Source organism: Erwinia persicina, from assembly GCF_014838825.1.
Taxonomy (GTDB): domain Bacteria; phylum Pseudomonadota; class Gammaproteobacteria; order Enterobacterales; family Enterobacteriaceae; genus Erwinia; species Erwinia persicina_A.
Genome location: NZ_JACYMO010000004.1, coordinates 295,038 through 309,561, shown reverse-complemented (window position 1 = coordinate 309,561; position 14,524 = coordinate 295,038). Strand labels below are relative to the sequence as shown.

Annotated in this window: 19 protein-coding genes and 1 pseudogene; 18 read left to right on the top strand and 2 right to left on the bottom strand. The window is 57.7% G+C overall.

Features of this window, described 5'->3' with window-relative positions:
• Window positions 1-85: 85 nt before the first annotated feature.
• The 6 genes from idnD to IFU29_RS12895 all read left to right on the top strand — a co-directional run bounded on the left by idnD (window position 86) and on the right by IFU29_RS12895 (window position 7,033).
• Window positions 86-1,117 carry an L-idonate 5-dehydrogenase gene (idnD, locus tag IFU29_RS12920; protein ID WP_191934275.1) on the top strand — a complete coding sequence of 344 codons (1,032 nt, stop codon included), beginning with the start codon at window positions 86-88 and terminating at the stop codon, window positions 1,115-1,117.
• A 9-nt stretch (window positions 1,118-1,126) separates the two neighbouring features.
• The gene (gene idnO / locus IFU29_RS12915; protein ID WP_191934274.1) at window positions 1,127-1,891 is read left to right on the top strand and encodes a gluconate 5-dehydrogenase; all 765 of its coding nucleotides are present in this window, start codon (window positions 1,127-1,129) and stop codon (window positions 1,889-1,891) included.
• A gap of 158 nt (window positions 1,892-2,049) precedes the next feature.
• Window positions 2,050-3,369 carry a gluconate:H+ symporter gene (locus tag IFU29_RS12910; protein ID WP_062745501.1) on the top strand — a complete coding sequence of 440 codons (1,320 nt, stop codon included), beginning with the start codon at window positions 2,050-2,052 and terminating at the stop codon, window positions 3,367-3,369.
• 63 nt (window positions 3,370-3,432) lie between these two features.
• Window positions 3,433-4,428 (top strand): DNA-binding transcriptional regulator IdnR, encoded by a 996-nt coding sequence (idnR, locus tag IFU29_RS12905; protein ID WP_191934273.1) that lies wholly within the window; start codon window positions 3,433-3,435, stop codon window positions 4,426-4,428.
• 494 nt (window positions 4,429-4,922) lie between these two features.
• Complete coding sequence (locus IFU29_RS12900; protein ID WP_191934272.1) at window positions 4,923-5,546, top strand: carbonic anhydrase; 624 nt, start codon at window positions 4,923-4,925, stop codon at window positions 5,544-5,546.
• Window positions 5,543-7,033 (top strand): SulP family inorganic anion transporter, encoded by a 1,491-nt coding sequence (locus IFU29_RS12895; protein WP_191934271.1) that lies wholly within the window; start codon window positions 5,543-5,545, stop codon window positions 7,031-7,033. Before IFU29_RS12900 ends, IFU29_RS12895 begins: the two co-directional genes overlap by 4 nt.
• A 46-nt stretch (window positions 7,034-7,079) precedes the next feature.
• Here IFU29_RS12895 and IFU29_RS12890 read toward each other — a convergent pair whose 3' ends face one another.
• On the bottom strand, window positions 7,080-7,694 hold the full coding sequence (locus tag IFU29_RS12890; RefSeq protein ID WP_191934270.1) for a helix-turn-helix domain-containing protein: 615 nt from the start codon (window positions 7,692-7,694) through the stop codon (window positions 7,080-7,082).
• Window positions 7,695-8,149: 455 nt separating this feature from the next.
• Between IFU29_RS12890 and IFU29_RS12885 the strand changes: the two genes are divergently transcribed.
• From IFU29_RS12885 to IFU29_RS12870, 4 genes are all read left to right on the top strand, one after another.
• Entirely contained in the window at window positions 8,150-8,341 is a 192-nt protein-coding gene (locus IFU29_RS12885; protein WP_191934269.1) for a hypothetical protein, read from the top strand.
• A 353-nt stretch (window positions 8,342-8,694) separates the two neighbouring features.
• A complete protein-coding gene (locus IFU29_RS12880) occupies window positions 8,695-8,898 on the top strand; it encodes a tail protein X (RefSeq protein WP_062745489.1) in 204 nt (67 codons plus the stop codon).
• A gap of 3 nt (window positions 8,899-8,901) precedes the next feature.
• On the top strand, window positions 8,902-9,129 hold the full coding sequence (locus IFU29_RS12875; protein ID WP_062745487.1) for a hypothetical protein: 228 nt from the start codon (window positions 8,902-8,904) through the stop codon (window positions 9,127-9,129).
• Window positions 9,113-9,622, top strand: a complete 510-nt coding sequence (locus tag IFU29_RS12870; RefSeq protein ID WP_191934268.1) for a lysozyme — start codon at window positions 9,113-9,115, stop codon at window positions 9,620-9,622. The genes IFU29_RS12875 and IFU29_RS12870 overlap by 17 nt, the downstream gene beginning before the upstream one ends.
• A 5-nt stretch (window positions 9,623-9,627) precedes the next feature.
• Here IFU29_RS12870 and IFU29_RS22425 read toward each other — a convergent pair whose 3' ends face one another.
• Window positions 9,628-9,891, bottom strand: a complete 264-nt coding sequence (locus IFU29_RS22425; protein ID WP_213017726.1) for a hypothetical protein — start codon at window positions 9,889-9,891, stop codon at window positions 9,628-9,630.
• 4 nt (window positions 9,892-9,895) lie between these two features.
• Here IFU29_RS22425 and lysC point away from each other — a divergent pair, with 4 nt between their 5' ends.
• From lysC to IFU29_RS22715, 8 genes and pseudogenes are all read left to right on the top strand, one after another.
• Window positions 9,896-10,210 (top strand): Rz1-like lysis system protein LysC, encoded by a 315-nt coding sequence (gene lysC / locus IFU29_RS22420; RefSeq protein ID WP_072277452.1) that lies wholly within the window; start codon window positions 9,896-9,898, stop codon window positions 10,208-10,210.
• A complete protein-coding gene (locus IFU29_RS12860) occupies window positions 10,143-10,601 on the top strand; it encodes a phage tail protein (RefSeq protein WP_167550585.1) in 459 nt (152 codons plus the stop codon). The genes lysC and IFU29_RS12860 overlap by 68 nt, the downstream gene beginning before the upstream one ends.
• A 19-nt stretch (window positions 10,602-10,620) precedes the next feature.
• Complete coding sequence (locus IFU29_RS12855) at window positions 10,621-11,211, top strand: phage baseplate assembly protein V (RefSeq protein WP_062745480.1); 591 nt, start codon at window positions 10,621-10,623, stop codon at window positions 11,209-11,211.
• A complete protein-coding gene (locus IFU29_RS12850) occupies window positions 11,211-11,555 on the top strand; it encodes a GPW/gp25 family protein (RefSeq protein ID WP_191934266.1) in 345 nt (114 codons plus the stop codon). Before IFU29_RS12855 ends, IFU29_RS12850 begins: the two co-directional genes overlap by 1 nt.
• Before the next feature lie 5 nt (window positions 11,556-11,560).
• Complete coding sequence (locus IFU29_RS12845; RefSeq protein WP_191934265.1) at window positions 11,561-12,469, top strand: baseplate assembly protein; 909 nt, start codon at window positions 11,561-11,563, stop codon at window positions 12,467-12,469.
• Window positions 12,462-12,989 carry a phage tail protein I gene (locus IFU29_RS12840; RefSeq protein ID WP_062745473.1) on the top strand — a complete coding sequence of 176 codons (528 nt, stop codon included), beginning with the start codon at window positions 12,462-12,464 and terminating at the stop codon, window positions 12,987-12,989. The genes IFU29_RS12845 and IFU29_RS12840 overlap by 8 nt, the downstream gene beginning before the upstream one ends.
• 10 nt (window positions 12,990-12,999) lie before the next feature.
• Window positions 13,000-13,737: pseudogene (locus IFU29_RS22505) on the top strand (phage tail protein); the annotation flags it as partial.
• On the top strand, window positions 13,711-14,313 hold the full coding sequence (locus tag IFU29_RS22715; RefSeq protein ID WP_342214474.1) for a phage baseplate protein: 603 nt from the start codon (window positions 13,711-13,713) through the stop codon (window positions 14,311-14,313). The pseudogene IFU29_RS22505 and the gene IFU29_RS22715, both read left to right, overlap by 27 nt.
• The last annotated feature ends 211 nt before the right edge of the window (window positions 14,314-14,524 follow it).

Sequence of the window (14,524 nt, the reverse complement as noted above, 5' to 3'; positions counted from 1 at the left end):
TGAATTTTGGTGATCTGATTCACAGAATTACAAGTTAAACATCGATTTGATAGGCGCCATATACCGACACGTACTGGAGACCACCATGAGCACCCTCACACAATCCTGCATGATCAACGGTAAAGAGCAGGTTGAAGTTATCAGCCAGCAGGTGAATTACACGGGCGAAGGCACGCTGGTTCGCATCACCCGTGGCGGCATCTGCGGCTCCGACCTGCACTACTATCAGCACGGTAAAGTCGGCAGTTTTGCGGTAAAAATGCCGATGATCCTCGGTCACGAAGTGATTGGGCAGGTGGTGAAAAGCGACAACCCGGCGCTGCACGAGGGCCAGAAAGTGGCGGTCAATCCGTCAAAACCCTGCGGCAGCTGTAAATATTGCCTGGCCGGTGAAGATAACCAGTGTACCACCATGCGCTTCTTCGGCAGTGCAATGTACTACCCACATGTGGATGGCGGCTTCACCCAGTTCAAAGTCGTCGACAGCAGCCAGTGCATCCCTTACGACAATGCTGCAGACGACAAAGTGATGGTGTTTGCCGAGCCGCTGGCGGTCTGCATCCACGCGGCCAATCAGGGCGGCGAATTGCAGGGCAAAAAGGTCTTTATCTCTGGCGTGGGCCCAATCGGTTGCCTGATTGCCGCTGCCGCAAAGGCCAAAGGGGCGGCAGAAGTGGTTTGTGCCGACGTCAGCGAGCGCTCGCTGGAAATGGCGCTTGCGATGGGGGCAACCGCCACTGTTCATGCTGCCAGCGGGGACTTCACCCCGTACCTGGCAGACAAAGGCTACTTTGACGTGGCGTTTGAAGCCTCGGGCCATCCTTCCTCACTGACGCGCTGCCTGGAAGTGACGCGGGCGAAAGGCACCCTGGTGCAGGTGGGCATGGGCGGCGACGTGCCAGCCTTCCCGATTATGATGCTGATCGCTAAAGAGATCAGTCTGGTGGGCTCGTTCCGCTTTACCACCGAATTCAACACGGCGGTGGAGTGGCTGGGTAACGGCACCGTCAACCCACTGCCGCTGTTCAGCGGTGAATATGACTACCAGAATATTGATGCGGCACTGCAGTTTGCCGGTGACAAGAGCCGGGCCGCCAAAGTGCAGCTGACTTTTTAAAGGATGACCATGACAACGCTTTTTTCGCTCGATAATAAACGTGTGCTGATCACCGGTTCTGGCCGTGGTATTGGTTTCCTGATGGCCAGAGGGCTGGCTGAAGCCGGGGCGGAGGTAATTATTAACGCCACCACCCAGCAGGGAGCCGATAAGGCTGCCGACGACCTGCGTCAGCAGGGGTACAGGGCGCACGCGGTGGCTTTTAACGTGACGCAGTCCGCCGAAGTGAATGCGGCAGTCGAGAAAATTGAGGCTGAAATTGGCCCGATTGATGTTCTGGTCAACAACGCCGGTATTCAGCGCCGCCGCCCGTTCCTCGAGTTCCCGGAGCAGGACTGGAACGACGTGATCGCGGTTAATCAGACGGCCGTATTCCTGGTCTCCCAGGCCGTTGCCCGCCAGATGGTGACGCGTCAGAAAGGCAAAATTATCAATATCGGCTCCATGCAGAGCGAGCTGGGGCGTGACACCATCACCCCCTATGCCGCATCGAAAGGGGCCGTCACCATGCTGACGCGCGGTATGTGCGTTGAGCTGGCGCGCCACAACATTCAGGTCAACGGTATCGCCCCGGGGTATTTCAAAACCGAGATGACCCAGGCGCTGGCCGACGATGAAGCCTTCACCGCCTGGTTATGCAAACGTACGCCTGCCGCACGCTGGGGTAATCCGGAGGAATTGATCGGCGCGGCGGTGTTCCTTGCCTCGAAAGCGTCTGATTTTGTGAACGGGCACCTACTTTTTGTCGATGGTGGGATGCGCGTCGCGGTGTAGTTTATCCTTTATCTTTCAGGCTGCAGCGGTGTTGGCTTCCTGCGCACGTCCCGGTTACGCTTCGGGGAGGTGTTGAGTCGCCGCCCTGTTGCAACCAGAAACCTTCCGGATAAGCACGCTTATCAGAACTGTACCTCTACTTTTAAAGGAAGTGCTTTATGCCCATTACAATAATAGCTATTGGCGTAATCCTGCTGCTGGTGCTGATGATCGTCTTCAAGGTCAACGGCTTTATTGCGCTGATATTTGTCTCTGCCGTGGTTGGTGTGGCAGAGGGGATGACACCGCTGGCGGTGATCGCCTCCATTCAGAAAGGGGTCGGCGGTACGCTCGGCAGCCTGGCGCTGATCCTCGGCTTCGGGGCGATGCTGGGTAAGCTGGTGTCAGATACCGGGGCCGCGCAGCGCGTCGCCACCACGCTGATTGCCTCCTTCGGTAAACAACGCGTGCAGTGGGCGCTGATGGTCACCGGCCTGATTGTCGGTCTGGCGATGTTCTACGAGATTGGCTTTGTGCTGTTGCTGCCGCTGGTGTTTACCGTGGTCGCCGCCTCGGGCATGCCGATGCTGTACGTGGGGCTGCCGATGGTCGCCGCGCTGTCCGTGACGCACTGCTTCCTGCCGCCGCACCCGGGGCCTACGGCCATTGCCACCATCTTTGGCGCAAATCTGGGCACCACGCTGCTCTACGGCATGATCATCACCATTCCTACCGTGATTATCGCCGGGCCGATCTTCTCAAAATTCCTCAAAGGTTTCGAGAAGTCGCCGCCGGAAGGCCTGTATAACCCGAAAATCTTTGAAGATCACGAAATGCCAGGGTTCTGGACCAGCATCTTTGCTGCGGTGATCCCGGTGATCCTGATGGCGGTGGCGGCAGTATTTGAGCTGACCACGCCGAAAGAGAACGTGCTGCGCCAGTTCTTCGAATTTGTGGGGAATCCGGCGGTCGCGCTGTTTATTTCCGTGGTGATTGCGGTGTTTACGCTGGGTCTGCGCAACGGGCGTAAAATGGAAGAAGTGATGGAGATGTGCAGTTCATCCATTGCGGCTATCGCTATGATCGTCTTTATCATTGCGGGTGGCGGTGCCTTTAAGCAGGTGCTGGTGGACAGCGGCGTGGGTGACTACATCGCTAACATGATGAAGGGTTCATCACTCTCTCCGCTGCTGATGTGCTGGACGGTAGCAGCGATGCTGCGTATTGCGCTGGGCTCTGCCACCGTAGCGGCCATTACTACCGCCGGTATCGTTACGCCCATTATTGCCATTACCCACGCCGACCCGGCGCTGATGGTACTGGCCGTGGGCTCCGGTAGCGTCATTGCTTCACACGTCAATGACCCGGGCTTCTGGCTGTTTAAAGGCTATTTCAACCTGAGCGTGATTGAGACGCTGAAAACCTGGACGGTGATGGAAACGCTGATCTCCTTCCTCGGCCTGGCCGGTGTGCTGATTTTAAACGCCATCATCCATTAACAGTATTGCGACACAGGGTCAGGCAGGTGCCTGGCCCTTTTTTCTTTTGAACGCTGGAAACGCATGAGATCGCACCGCATATCGCTACAGGACATCGCCACGCTGGCTGGCGTGACGAAAATGACGGTCAGCCGTTACCTGCGCACGCCTGACCGGGTATCACCGGAAACCGGGGCGAAGATCGCGCAGATTATCGAAGAAATTAACTACATTCCTAACCGTGCGCCGGAGATGCTCCTCAGCTCGAAGAGCTATACCCTCGGCGTGCTGATCCCCTCGTTTAAAAATCAGATCTTTGCTGACCTCCTCAGCGGTATCGAAGCGGCGACCCAGGAGGGGCGCTACCAGACGCTGATTGCCAACTACAACTATGACAAACAGACCGAAGAGGAGCAGATCATTAATCTGCTGTCGTACAACATTGACGGCATTATCCTCAGTGAAAAAGATCACACCCTGCGCGCGGTGAAGTATCTGCGGGCGGCGCAGATCCCGATTGTTGAAGTGATGGATACCCAGGGCTCCTGCCTGGACATGCAGGTGGGGTTTAACAACTTCAGCGCCGGTTACGATATGACGCGCACGCTGCTCGACCAGGGGCGCAGGCGGGTGATCTACTTCGGTTCCCAGGATGACCGCCGGGATGAGTTTCGCTACCGTGGTTACTGTCAGGCGATGGAGGAGCGCGGCGGCGTGGGCAACCGGGTTAACCCGAAAGCGATCTCCTCGCAGAAACTGGGGGCCGCGATGCTGGCCAGCGCGCTGGAGCAGTTCCCCGATCTGGATGCCGTGTTCTGCACCAACGACGATCTGTCACTGGGCGCCCTGCTGCACTGCCAGCGCCACGGTATTGCCGTACCGGGCCGCATCGCGATTGCCGGCTTCCACGGGCTGGATATCAGCCGCGAGATGTACCCGAGCATGGCCAGTGTGATCACGCCTCGTTACGCTATCGGTTATACCGCCGCTGAACTGCTGCTGAAAAAGATCGGTGACAGCCGCTTCTCGGCAGACTCCATCGATCTGAGCTATCAGATCTTTATGGGGGAGACAATCTGATGCCGGGCAAAACAGGTTCCCCGCCGCAGCGGGTCTTCTCTGACAGACTGTGAAATGTAAATCCGCTTAAATTATGGCGCATTTACTGACAATAATTGATAACCCGGGTAACTAAATAATAAATTCAGCCTGAGCAGTAAGATAAGAATTTAACACTGTACCGGAAGGAATGTTGATTTGGTTTTATTAGTTAATAAAAGAGATTCGGGTATTTAAAAAACATTGCCATCCAAAATATCCGCTATTTCAATGTTGTGCTATTTTATTGTAACTTATTGATTTTATTTGCTTATAATGTTCACTGTTATTTATTTTGGCAGGGTAATAAGATTTACTTATATTTTTTCCATGCCTGCATAATGAGTGTAAATAAAGAAAATTTAAGCAAGTTTACATTTCCGTTATTTATTGTCAGTTAAGATTAATCTTAATCACTTTCTATTCACTAAGATGTTAGAACTTATTTCCCAGCTTCCCGGAAGAGAGATTCTATTTTGACGACCCTAAAACCCCTGTTAGCGAAAAACCGCAGTTGGGCCTTACAGCGACGCCAACGTAATCCGCACTATTTCCGGCAAAATGTGGACGGGCAGCAGCCCCATGCTTTATGGATCGGGTGTTCCGACAGCCGCGTGCCGGCGGAGGTGCTGACCGGTGCGCACCCCGGGGAGCTCTTTGTACATCGTAATATCGCCAATATGGTCGTGAGTCATGACGATAACTTTATGAGCGTATTGCAGTATGCCCTTGAATATTTGAAGGTTTCCAGCATTGTACTTTGTGGGCATTACGGCTGTGGGGGCGTGCAGGCGGCGCTGACCCTGCCGGACATCCCCCTGGGGGATGAAAACTCGCCGCTGGCACGGCGTATCACCCAACTGCGAAATGCCCTGTCACCCGCCCTGGCAACGCAGGCGGGCGATGAGGAACCGGGGGCGCACCTCAATCGCCTGGTGGAAGCGAATGTGCTGGCGCAGTTCAGCCAGCTGGTGAAAACCGACCCGGTGCTGAAGGCCTGGCGTGAAGGTGTGGCGTTGGAGGTGTTTGGCTGCGTGTACGATCTGCACAGCGGGCATCTGAAAGAGCTTGTCCAGCAGACAGAGGAGGGTAGCGTATGAATATGAAGACGTTACGTCAGGATATTCCCGCCGGACTGGTGGTGTTTCTGGTGGCGCTCCCCCTGTGCCTGGGGATCGCCCAGGCCAGCGGGTTGCCGCCCTTTGTCGGCCTGCTGACCGGCGTGATAGGGGGGCTGGTGGTGACCACCTTCAGCCCGTCAAAGTTTGCGGTCAGCGGTCCGGCTGCCGGGCTGGTGACGATTGTCACCGGGGCTGTCGAGACGCTGGGATCGTTTTCAGCCCTGCTGCTGGCGCTGATGATTGCCGGGGTGTTGCAGTTCCTGATGGGGGCGCTGCGTGCCGGGCGTTTTATTACCCTGGTTCCGGGCAGCGTGATCAAGGGGATGCTGGCCGCCATTGGTATACTGCTGATCATCCAGCAAATTCCGGTTGCCCTTGGTGCGGCGGGCGAAAGCGATCTGGCCTCACTGCTGAACGGCGGGTCGCTCAATATCTCTCTGCCTGCGATCGCCGTGGCGTCTGCAGGGCTGCTGGTGCTCTGGCTGTGGACCACTAAAACCGTCAAAAATAACCGCTGGCTGGGCTGGATGCCGGGCCCGCTGGTGGCGGTGTTGCTGGGCTGCCTGGCCACGGTGCTGGGGGGGCGCTTTTTCCCCGACCTCGCATCCGGTCTGCCGCGTATCTCTCTGCCCACCTTTGACAGCTTTACCGCCCTGACCGGCGAGCTGGAACGGCCGGACTGGCAGGCATGGCAGAATCCGGCGGTCTATCTGGTGGCCGCCACGCTGGCGATTGTGGCCAGCCTGGAAACCCTGCTCAGTCAGGAAGCGCTGAAAAAGCTGCGCCCGCAGTATCCGGCCCCGTCACCCGATAAAGAGATGCGCGCACAGGGGATCGGTAATGCCTTGTCCGGCTTTCTCGGCGGACTGCCGATCACTGCGGTGATTGTGCGCAGTTCGGTTAACGTCAGCGCGGGGGCGCAGAGCAAACTGTCGATCCTGCTGCACGGCGCGCTGCTGCTGGTGTGTGGTCTGTGGTTTAGCGGAGTGCTGAATGCTATCCCGCTGGCGAGCCTTGCGGCGGTTCTGCTGTATACCGGTTACAAGCTGGCCACACCGGGGCTGTTTGTCTCGCAGATCCGTCAGGACGCACCGCAGTCGGTGCCGTTCCTTGCCACGATTGGCGGTATTCTGATGTTTGGGATGCTGGCGGGGATTGGTATCGGCCTGGCGACGCAGATCCTGTTCAGCATCTATAAAAGCCACCGCAACGCCATGCTGCTGACGCGCTACGACGATCATTATGTTCTGCGCTTCCAGCAGAATCTGACCTTTATGCACAATCCACGTCTGAAGGGGCTGCTTGCGGAGATCCCGGAGAACAGTGTGGTGATTGTCGATCACGATAGCGCGGAATATATCGACCCGGATGTCAAAGCGTTGCTGCATGATTTTGGCGAAGGCGCGAAAAAACGGGGAATTCAGCTGAATCAGTGGCCGTGGCAGGGCACGCTGGCGCAGGGGTAAACGCCCTAATAAGGCCACAGGGTGTGGCCTTATTTCTCTGCAGCCTTTACACCGGGCGGCAGGCAATCACGATGCGGGCCAGCGGGATGATTTCGTTCAGCCCGCACTCGAACTGCTGCTGGCCGTTGGCCACCCGCACACGTCCTGGCGGAATACGGGTGAGGCTGCGAACGCTGATCTGGCCCTCCAGCGACACCAGCCAGTCACCGTCCTGGATCTCACTGAACGTCTGCTCGGCGATGAACTGCTGTTGGCCGTCAATCACCATCAGCGGCCGATCGGGGGCGACGGACCAGCCTTCAAAGAAGGCGGCTTCCAGCGTCATGTCAGCCAGGTCGGTCAGTTTCCCGCCGTCCAGCCGCTGGCGGGGCAGCGACTGGCCATGCCCGGCGGTGGAAGGCCGTGGGCCATCGTTCCCCGGGGTGGCAGACGGCGACTCTCCCTGGCCGGTCGCCAGCCACTGCAGCGTGGCATGGGTATCCGCCATGCAGCGGATCACGATGTCTGAGGGAAAATGGCCGCGTGAATAACGATTAGCCAGGCTACTACTGGCAATACCCAGATGTTCAGCCAGCGCCAGCTTCGTGGTAAATCCGTAGGCCTGGAGGACACGATCCAGCACCTCTTTTGCGCCGTTCTGAAAGTCGATTTTCAGGCTCACTCTCATACTCCTGGTGATTTCATTTTTTGGGGAGTGCGCAAATATTATTGTAGCTTTATGGGCACGTCAGGGTGGAGAGCATAAGGATTAGCGTAGATTTTGCCCGATTATGGTCATTTTTACAACCCGAAAACCCGCCGTTTTCGTCATGCCAGACCCGCAATTCATCTTTAGTGAATAATGCACAGCGCCCCGCTGTGCGCGGCATCCAGATGAGCCACGCTAATTAATTAAGCGGCGTTGAAGCCCTTTTTTAAACATGACAACCTCACGCTGATGACCCGAAATAAAGGCAAGAGAGCCGCAGAGGTGGCAGACATCCCTAAAGGGGATGTGACGGATTATTTTGATAATTATCAGTGTGATAAAGATTGTTGCTGGTACGCGTAAAAAACTTTTCTTATTGGTAAGTGCTATGATACTGTATATACGTACAGTGAAATGAAGGGGGAGTTGTGGACAAAGAATTAGCCGAAAGCGTGATTCTGGAACGCGTGGAACTGATAGCAAGATTAACCTCTGAAGGGGTTTGCAGGGAGCGTGACCGTGAAATAGCGCTGCTTTTGATCGCCGATATTGCCAGCGGTATAGAGCTGAAAAACGCCCAGTTCTCGGTCGTCTTTTCCCCCCACAAACCTGAACGTTAACGTTTATCAGCACAGGCTCCGGGTGTCCTCTGTCGCCCGGAGACGCCGATCGCTGTCTGGCTGGACATGATATTCCCCCCTGCATCCTGTTCTGCTGAAGCCTCCTGACGGAGGCTTTTTTTTTGCCTGTTGCCCCCGCCGTACCGCCGCCTGCCAATGAATACAGGCCGTATCCGCCCCGGCCAGGGCGCTTCACGTTGTCACACTCGCCTTACAACACCCCCCAATTGAGCGCCATAAGTTGAGAACGCACACTGGTTGAGATTACCCGGCACTGGGAAGCGGAAGTCATCACCCCAACCTCTTTCCCGGCCGTTTCTGTCAGCGTAATACCCGCTACGGGGGAGTGAAAAATGAAAATTTATGCCCTGCAGGATGACTGCGTCGATGAGATCTGTTTTCGCCACTATGGCCGCACGCGGCAGGTGGTGGAAGCCGTTTATGCCGCGAATCGCGGACTGGCTGAACAGGGAGCCCGGTTGCCTCACGGTTATCCGATTGAGCTTCCGTCGCTCTCCCTTTCTGCCACCCACGAAACGCTCAATCTGTGGAGCTGACCGATGGAGAAAAGCAGCTCACTGATCGGCTATTTCACCAGTGTGATGATGATGTGGGCCAGCCGGCACACCGTACAGGACATCGCCTTTATGGTGGGTGCGCTGGTGGCTGTGGTGACGCTGTGCATCAACATCGCGAACTTCTTTATCAACTGGCATTACCGCCGTAAGACCTGGCGGTTGTGGCAACAGCGACAGAGAAACGGGAGCGAAGATGAATTCACCCGCTAAAAAATGTGCGGTGCTGGCCGTACTGGCGCTGGCCGTCACGCTGCCGTCGTTCTCCACGTTGCAGATCTCCGGCGAGGGCCTGCAGCTGCTGGCCAGGGCTGAGGGCTGCCGGACATCACCGTATCAGTGCAGTGCGGGCGTCTGGACGAACGGTATCGGCCATACCCGGGGGGTGACGCCCGTGACGACGGTCAGTGAACGTCAGGTAGCGGTCAATCTGATTGACGACGTACAGCGGGTAGAGCGCGGTATCGCCCGCTGCCTGCAGGTGACGATGCCGCAGGGGGTCTGGGACGCCACCGTCTCCTTTGCCTTTAACGTCGGCGTGGGCGCGGTCTGTCGCTCCACCTATGCCCGGCTGATCAATCAGCAGCAGTGGCGGGCAGCGTGCGACCAGCTGATGCGCTGGGTGTATGTCGCGGGCGTACGTAATAAGGGAATTGAGGCGCGAAGAAACGCTGAACGCGCCCTGTGCATGAAGGGGGTGGGATGACCCGATTATGGATAACCCTGGCGCTGGTGCTGCTGATCGCGCTGGGCGGCGGCGGGCGCTGGCTGGCCATTCTGTACCGTGAGCGCATCGAACTGCAGCAGCGTAACGCCGTGCTCCACGCGGGGCTGGATCAGCGAAACGCCGTCATCAGGCAATTGAAAGCGGATATCTCCCGCCAGGCCGAGGCCGAGCGCACGCTGCGCCAGTCCCTGCTCAGGGCCGGCGATATCACCCTGAAACAATATGTCAACGATCAGAGGGTCCTGCACAGCAATGAGGCACTACAAAACTGGAGCCATGCTGCTCTGCCTGACGGGATTATCCGGCTGCAGCAGCACCCCGCTTTCGCCACCGCCAGTGATTATCTGGCGTGGTTGTCCCGTCATCAGCAGTTGTCCGGTACCGGCGGTTCAGCCAGAGACGCAGGGGGATCTGCTGACGGCGATCCGCCAGCTGGAGCAGGCGCTGCTGACGTGCGGCCTGCAAGTCGAAACCCTTAAACAGTGTCAGGAGCAACATGATGTTAAAACCCAAACGACTGCGCGAGGCCTTACTGGCCCGCGTACCCGACCTGCAGAATCACCCTGAACGGCTGACCCTTTCGCTGGAGCAGGGCAGGGTGGTCTGTACGCCCGCAGCCTCACTGAGTTTTGAATACCAGTACCCGCTGCGCATTACCGTCAGCGACGCCGGCGACGACCGGGATGCCCTGGTGGTCTCCCTGCTGCTGTGGCTGCGGGAAAATCAACCCGACCTGATGACCACGGCGGCCAGACGTGAAAACGGCATGGTGTTCAGCAGCAGCGTTAACGGCGACTTCAGCCTGGTGATCCCGCTGACCGAGCGCGTGCTGGTCAGCGAAAGCGACGGGGCCCTGAGTGTGACCCATTTGCCGGAGCCAGCGGTGCCGGAAGCCGTGTCCCGCCCGTGGCAGCTCTATATCAACCATCAGCTGGTCAGTGAATGGCCTGCAGTCTGAAAGCCAGAAGGAGTACGCAATGAATGAATTTGTCGTGGAAACCCGCCGCCAGCTCAACAACCTGTTGCGCATCGGTACGGTCAGCGAGGTCGATCTTCCCCGGGCGCGATGCCGGGTAAAGAGCGACGGCAACCTCACCGGCTGGCTGCCGTGGCTGAGCAGCAGCGCGGGCCAGGTTCGCAGCTGGCATGCCCCCTCGCCGGGTGAGCAGGTGCTGCTGCTGGCGCTGAGCGGTGAACTGACCACCGCCTTTGTGCTGCCGGGGATCTTCTCCGATGCCTTCCCGCCGCCTTCGGCATCGCAGGATGCGGTGTGCTGGCAGTTCCCGGACGGGGCGCAAATCGCCTACGAACCGCAGAGCGGTGCGCTGACAGCCAGCGGTATCCAGTCGGCCAGCATCCGGGCGGCGGTAAAAATCACCCTCGACAGCCCGCTGGTGGAGTGCACTCAGCAGCTGAAGGCGAAAACTTTTGTGCTCAGCGAGGGGGGCACGCTACAGGGCACGATCAGCCACAGCGGCGGCAGCTTCTCTTCGAACGGTATCGTCGTCCACAGCCACGTTCACGCGGGTGTCGAGAGCGGTGGCAGCAAAACAGCGGGGCCACAGTGATGAATACAGCAACCTGGTCAGGTATGCAGCGCGACAGCGGGCTATCACTGGCAGACAGCGATCATATTCGCCAGTCGGTGCGCGATATTCTGCTGACCCCGCAGGGATCACGGGTGATGCGCCGCGACTACGGATCGCTGCTGTCGGCGCTGATCGACCAGCCGCAGAACGAGACGCTGCGTCTGCAGATTATGTCAGCCTGCTACATGGCGCTGCTGCGCTGGGAGCCGCGCATCACCCTCGACAGCATCAGCTACCAGCCGGGTCTTGACGGCCGCATGGAGGTCGCGTTGAGCGGTACCAGCAATCAGTCCACTTTTTCCTTATCCATTCCAGTGAGTTAACTACTATGGCCACCATTGATTTAAGTCAGTTACCTGCGCCGAACATCGTCGAAGCGCTGGATTTTGAAACGCTGCTTCAGGCGCGTAAAACCCGTCTGATTGCGCTCTATCCGGCCGATCAGCAGGCGGTCATCACCCGCACTCTTGAACTGGAGTCTGAGCCCATTGTTAAGCTGCTGGAGGAGAATGCCTATCGCGAACTGATCCTGCGGCAGCGGATTAATGAGGCCGCGAAAGGCACGATGGTGGCCTTCGCGACGGGAAGCGATCTCGACCAGCTCGGTATCAACAATGGCGTGACCCGTCTGGTCCTGAGGCCCGCTGATAACAGTACCCGGCCAACCGTACCCGCGTTACTTGAGAGCGACGACGATTTCCGTCTGCGTATCGCTCAGGCTTTTGAGGGACTGAGCGTGGCCGGTCCGGGTGGGGCCTATGAGTACCACGCCCGCAGCGCTGACGGGCGGGTGGCTGATGTCAGTGCGACCAGTCCGGCCCCGGCAGAAGTGCTGATCACTGTGCTGTCACGCGAAGGTCGTGGCGAGGCCAGTGCGGAGGTGCTGGCGGCGGTCAATATCGCGCTGAATGATGAAAATGTCCGCCCGGTCGCTGACCGCGTCAGCGTGCGGTCGGCGGCTATCGTGGAGTACAGCGTGGATGCCACGCTGTACCTCTATCCCGGCCCGGAAGCGGAACCCATCCGCGCGGCGGCAGAAGCGCGGCTGGCTGCCTTTGTCACCGCCCAGAGCCGTCTGGGGCGCGATATCCGCCAGTCGGCGCTGTTTGCTGCGCTGCACGTTGAAGGGGTGCAACGAGTGGAGCTGACTCAGCCCGCACGCGACGTGGTGCTGGATAAAACCCAGGCAGGCTGGTGTACCGGCCACCGGATCCGTGTGGGAGGCTCCGATGAGTGATCGTCTGCTGCCCGCCGGATCGTCGCCACTGGAGGTGGCTGCCGCCGAAGCCTGCGCCCATCTTCAGCAGTTACCGGTGCCGCTGCGCACCCTGTGGAACCCGCAGACCTGTCCGGTCGCGCTGTTGCCCTATCTGGCCTGGGCCTGGTCCGTTGACCGCTGGGATCAGACCTGGCCGGAGGAGACAAAGCGTGCCGTGGTGGCGTCCGCACAGTTCGTTCACCGCCGTAAGGGCACCATCGCCGCGATCCGGCGCGTGGTCGAGCCGCTGGGTTATGTCATCAACATCACCGAATGGTGGCAGAACCAGGAGCCGCCGGGCACGTTTCGCCTGGAAATTGGCGTGCTGGAGTCGGGTATTGATGAAGCGATGTTTAACGAGATGGAGCGGCTGATTGCGGATGCAAAAGCCGTCAGCCGTCATTTAACCGCCCTGACGATCACCCAGGATATTCAGGGCATTGTCTGGACAGGTGCCGTTCAGTATGACGCTGAAACGGTTACGATTTTCCCCGCGTGAGAGGTTTTACATGGCGTTAAAATTTAAATCTGTCGTGACTACGGCAGGACAGGCGCGCATCGCCGCAGCGATGCAGGGTGGTACTCAGGTCGATATCAAAACCATGGTGGTCGGTGACGGCAGCGGTCAGCCGACCACGCCGTTGCCGGGGCAGACCGGACTGGTGCATGAGGTGTACCGTCAGGCTGTCAATTCGGTCAAGGTGGAGAGCAGCCATAAAAACTGGCTGGTGATTGAAACCATTATCCCGGCCAGCGCTGGTGGGTTCTGGATGCGTGAGCTGGGCCTTCTGGCGGGAGACGGCACGCTGCTGGCGGTAAGTAATATGGCCGAGACCTATAAGCCGGCGCTGGAGGAGGGATCAGGACGAACGCAGACTCTGCGTATGGTGCTGGCGGTCAGCAGCAGTGAAGCAATTGCCCTGACGCTGGATGACAGTCTGATCTTTGCTACCGAAGAGTATGTCAATCTGCGCATTGCCAGCCATGAACAGAGCCGTAATCATCCTGATGCCACGCTGGCGGCGAAGGGAATGGTGATGCTGAGCAGCGCTATCAACAGCGGCAGTGAAACGCAGGCTGCGACACCAAAAGCGGTAAAAGCGGCTTACGACCTGGCTAACCGCACTCAGCCTGATGCCACGCTCGCGGCAAAGGGGGTGGTAATGCTGAGCAGCGCCACCAACAGCAGCAGTGAAACGCAGGCTGCGACACCAAAAGCGGTGAAAGCCGCATACGATCTGGCTAACCGCAACGTTCTGAACGAGATCTATCCGGTCGGGATCGTCACCTGGTTTGCCCAGAATAAAAACCCGAATACGTTATTCCCCGGCACGACGTGGAAATATATTGGTGAAAACAGAACCATTCGCCTGGCAAAAGCGGACGGGAGCGATGCCTTTACTACCGGTGGCGCGGATGCGGTCAGCCTGTCGGTGGCGAATTTGCCCGCGCATAACCACACCTTCTCGGGGACAACCAGTTCGTTTGATTATGGAACTAAGCCGACCAGTACGTTTGACTATGGTAGTAAAAGCACCAACAGTACAGGGGAACATACTCATACGATTAGCGGTCGGAATAAGGAAGGCAATAAAACCCAGCTTTCATTCATTAGTACAACGGATGCGAGTTATATTACTCAAACAACAACTGCTGCCGGTGCTCATATTCACACAGTCGCTATTGGCGCTCACACTCATACCGTTGGTATCGGAGCCCACACCCACACCGTTTCCGGTACCACCGCCAGTACGGGGTCGGGCGCGGCATTGGCCATTACCAACAGTTTTATCAAGTTAATGGGTTGGTATCGCAGCGCGTAGTACGCTGTTTTCCGCCTTATCGCACGTTTAATGAAGAGCTCCTCTGCTGACAGGCAGGGGCGCTTTTTTTTTGTTTTTTAAAACATTCTGTCTTCGTTGAACAGGTTTTTTATCTTTTTAACTACCTGTTTATATTAACTTTTTAAGTGTTGCGTTGTCCCCTGCGCCCCACAACGGCCATCGCATGCCCGCCCGTTAATTTCTTGTCATC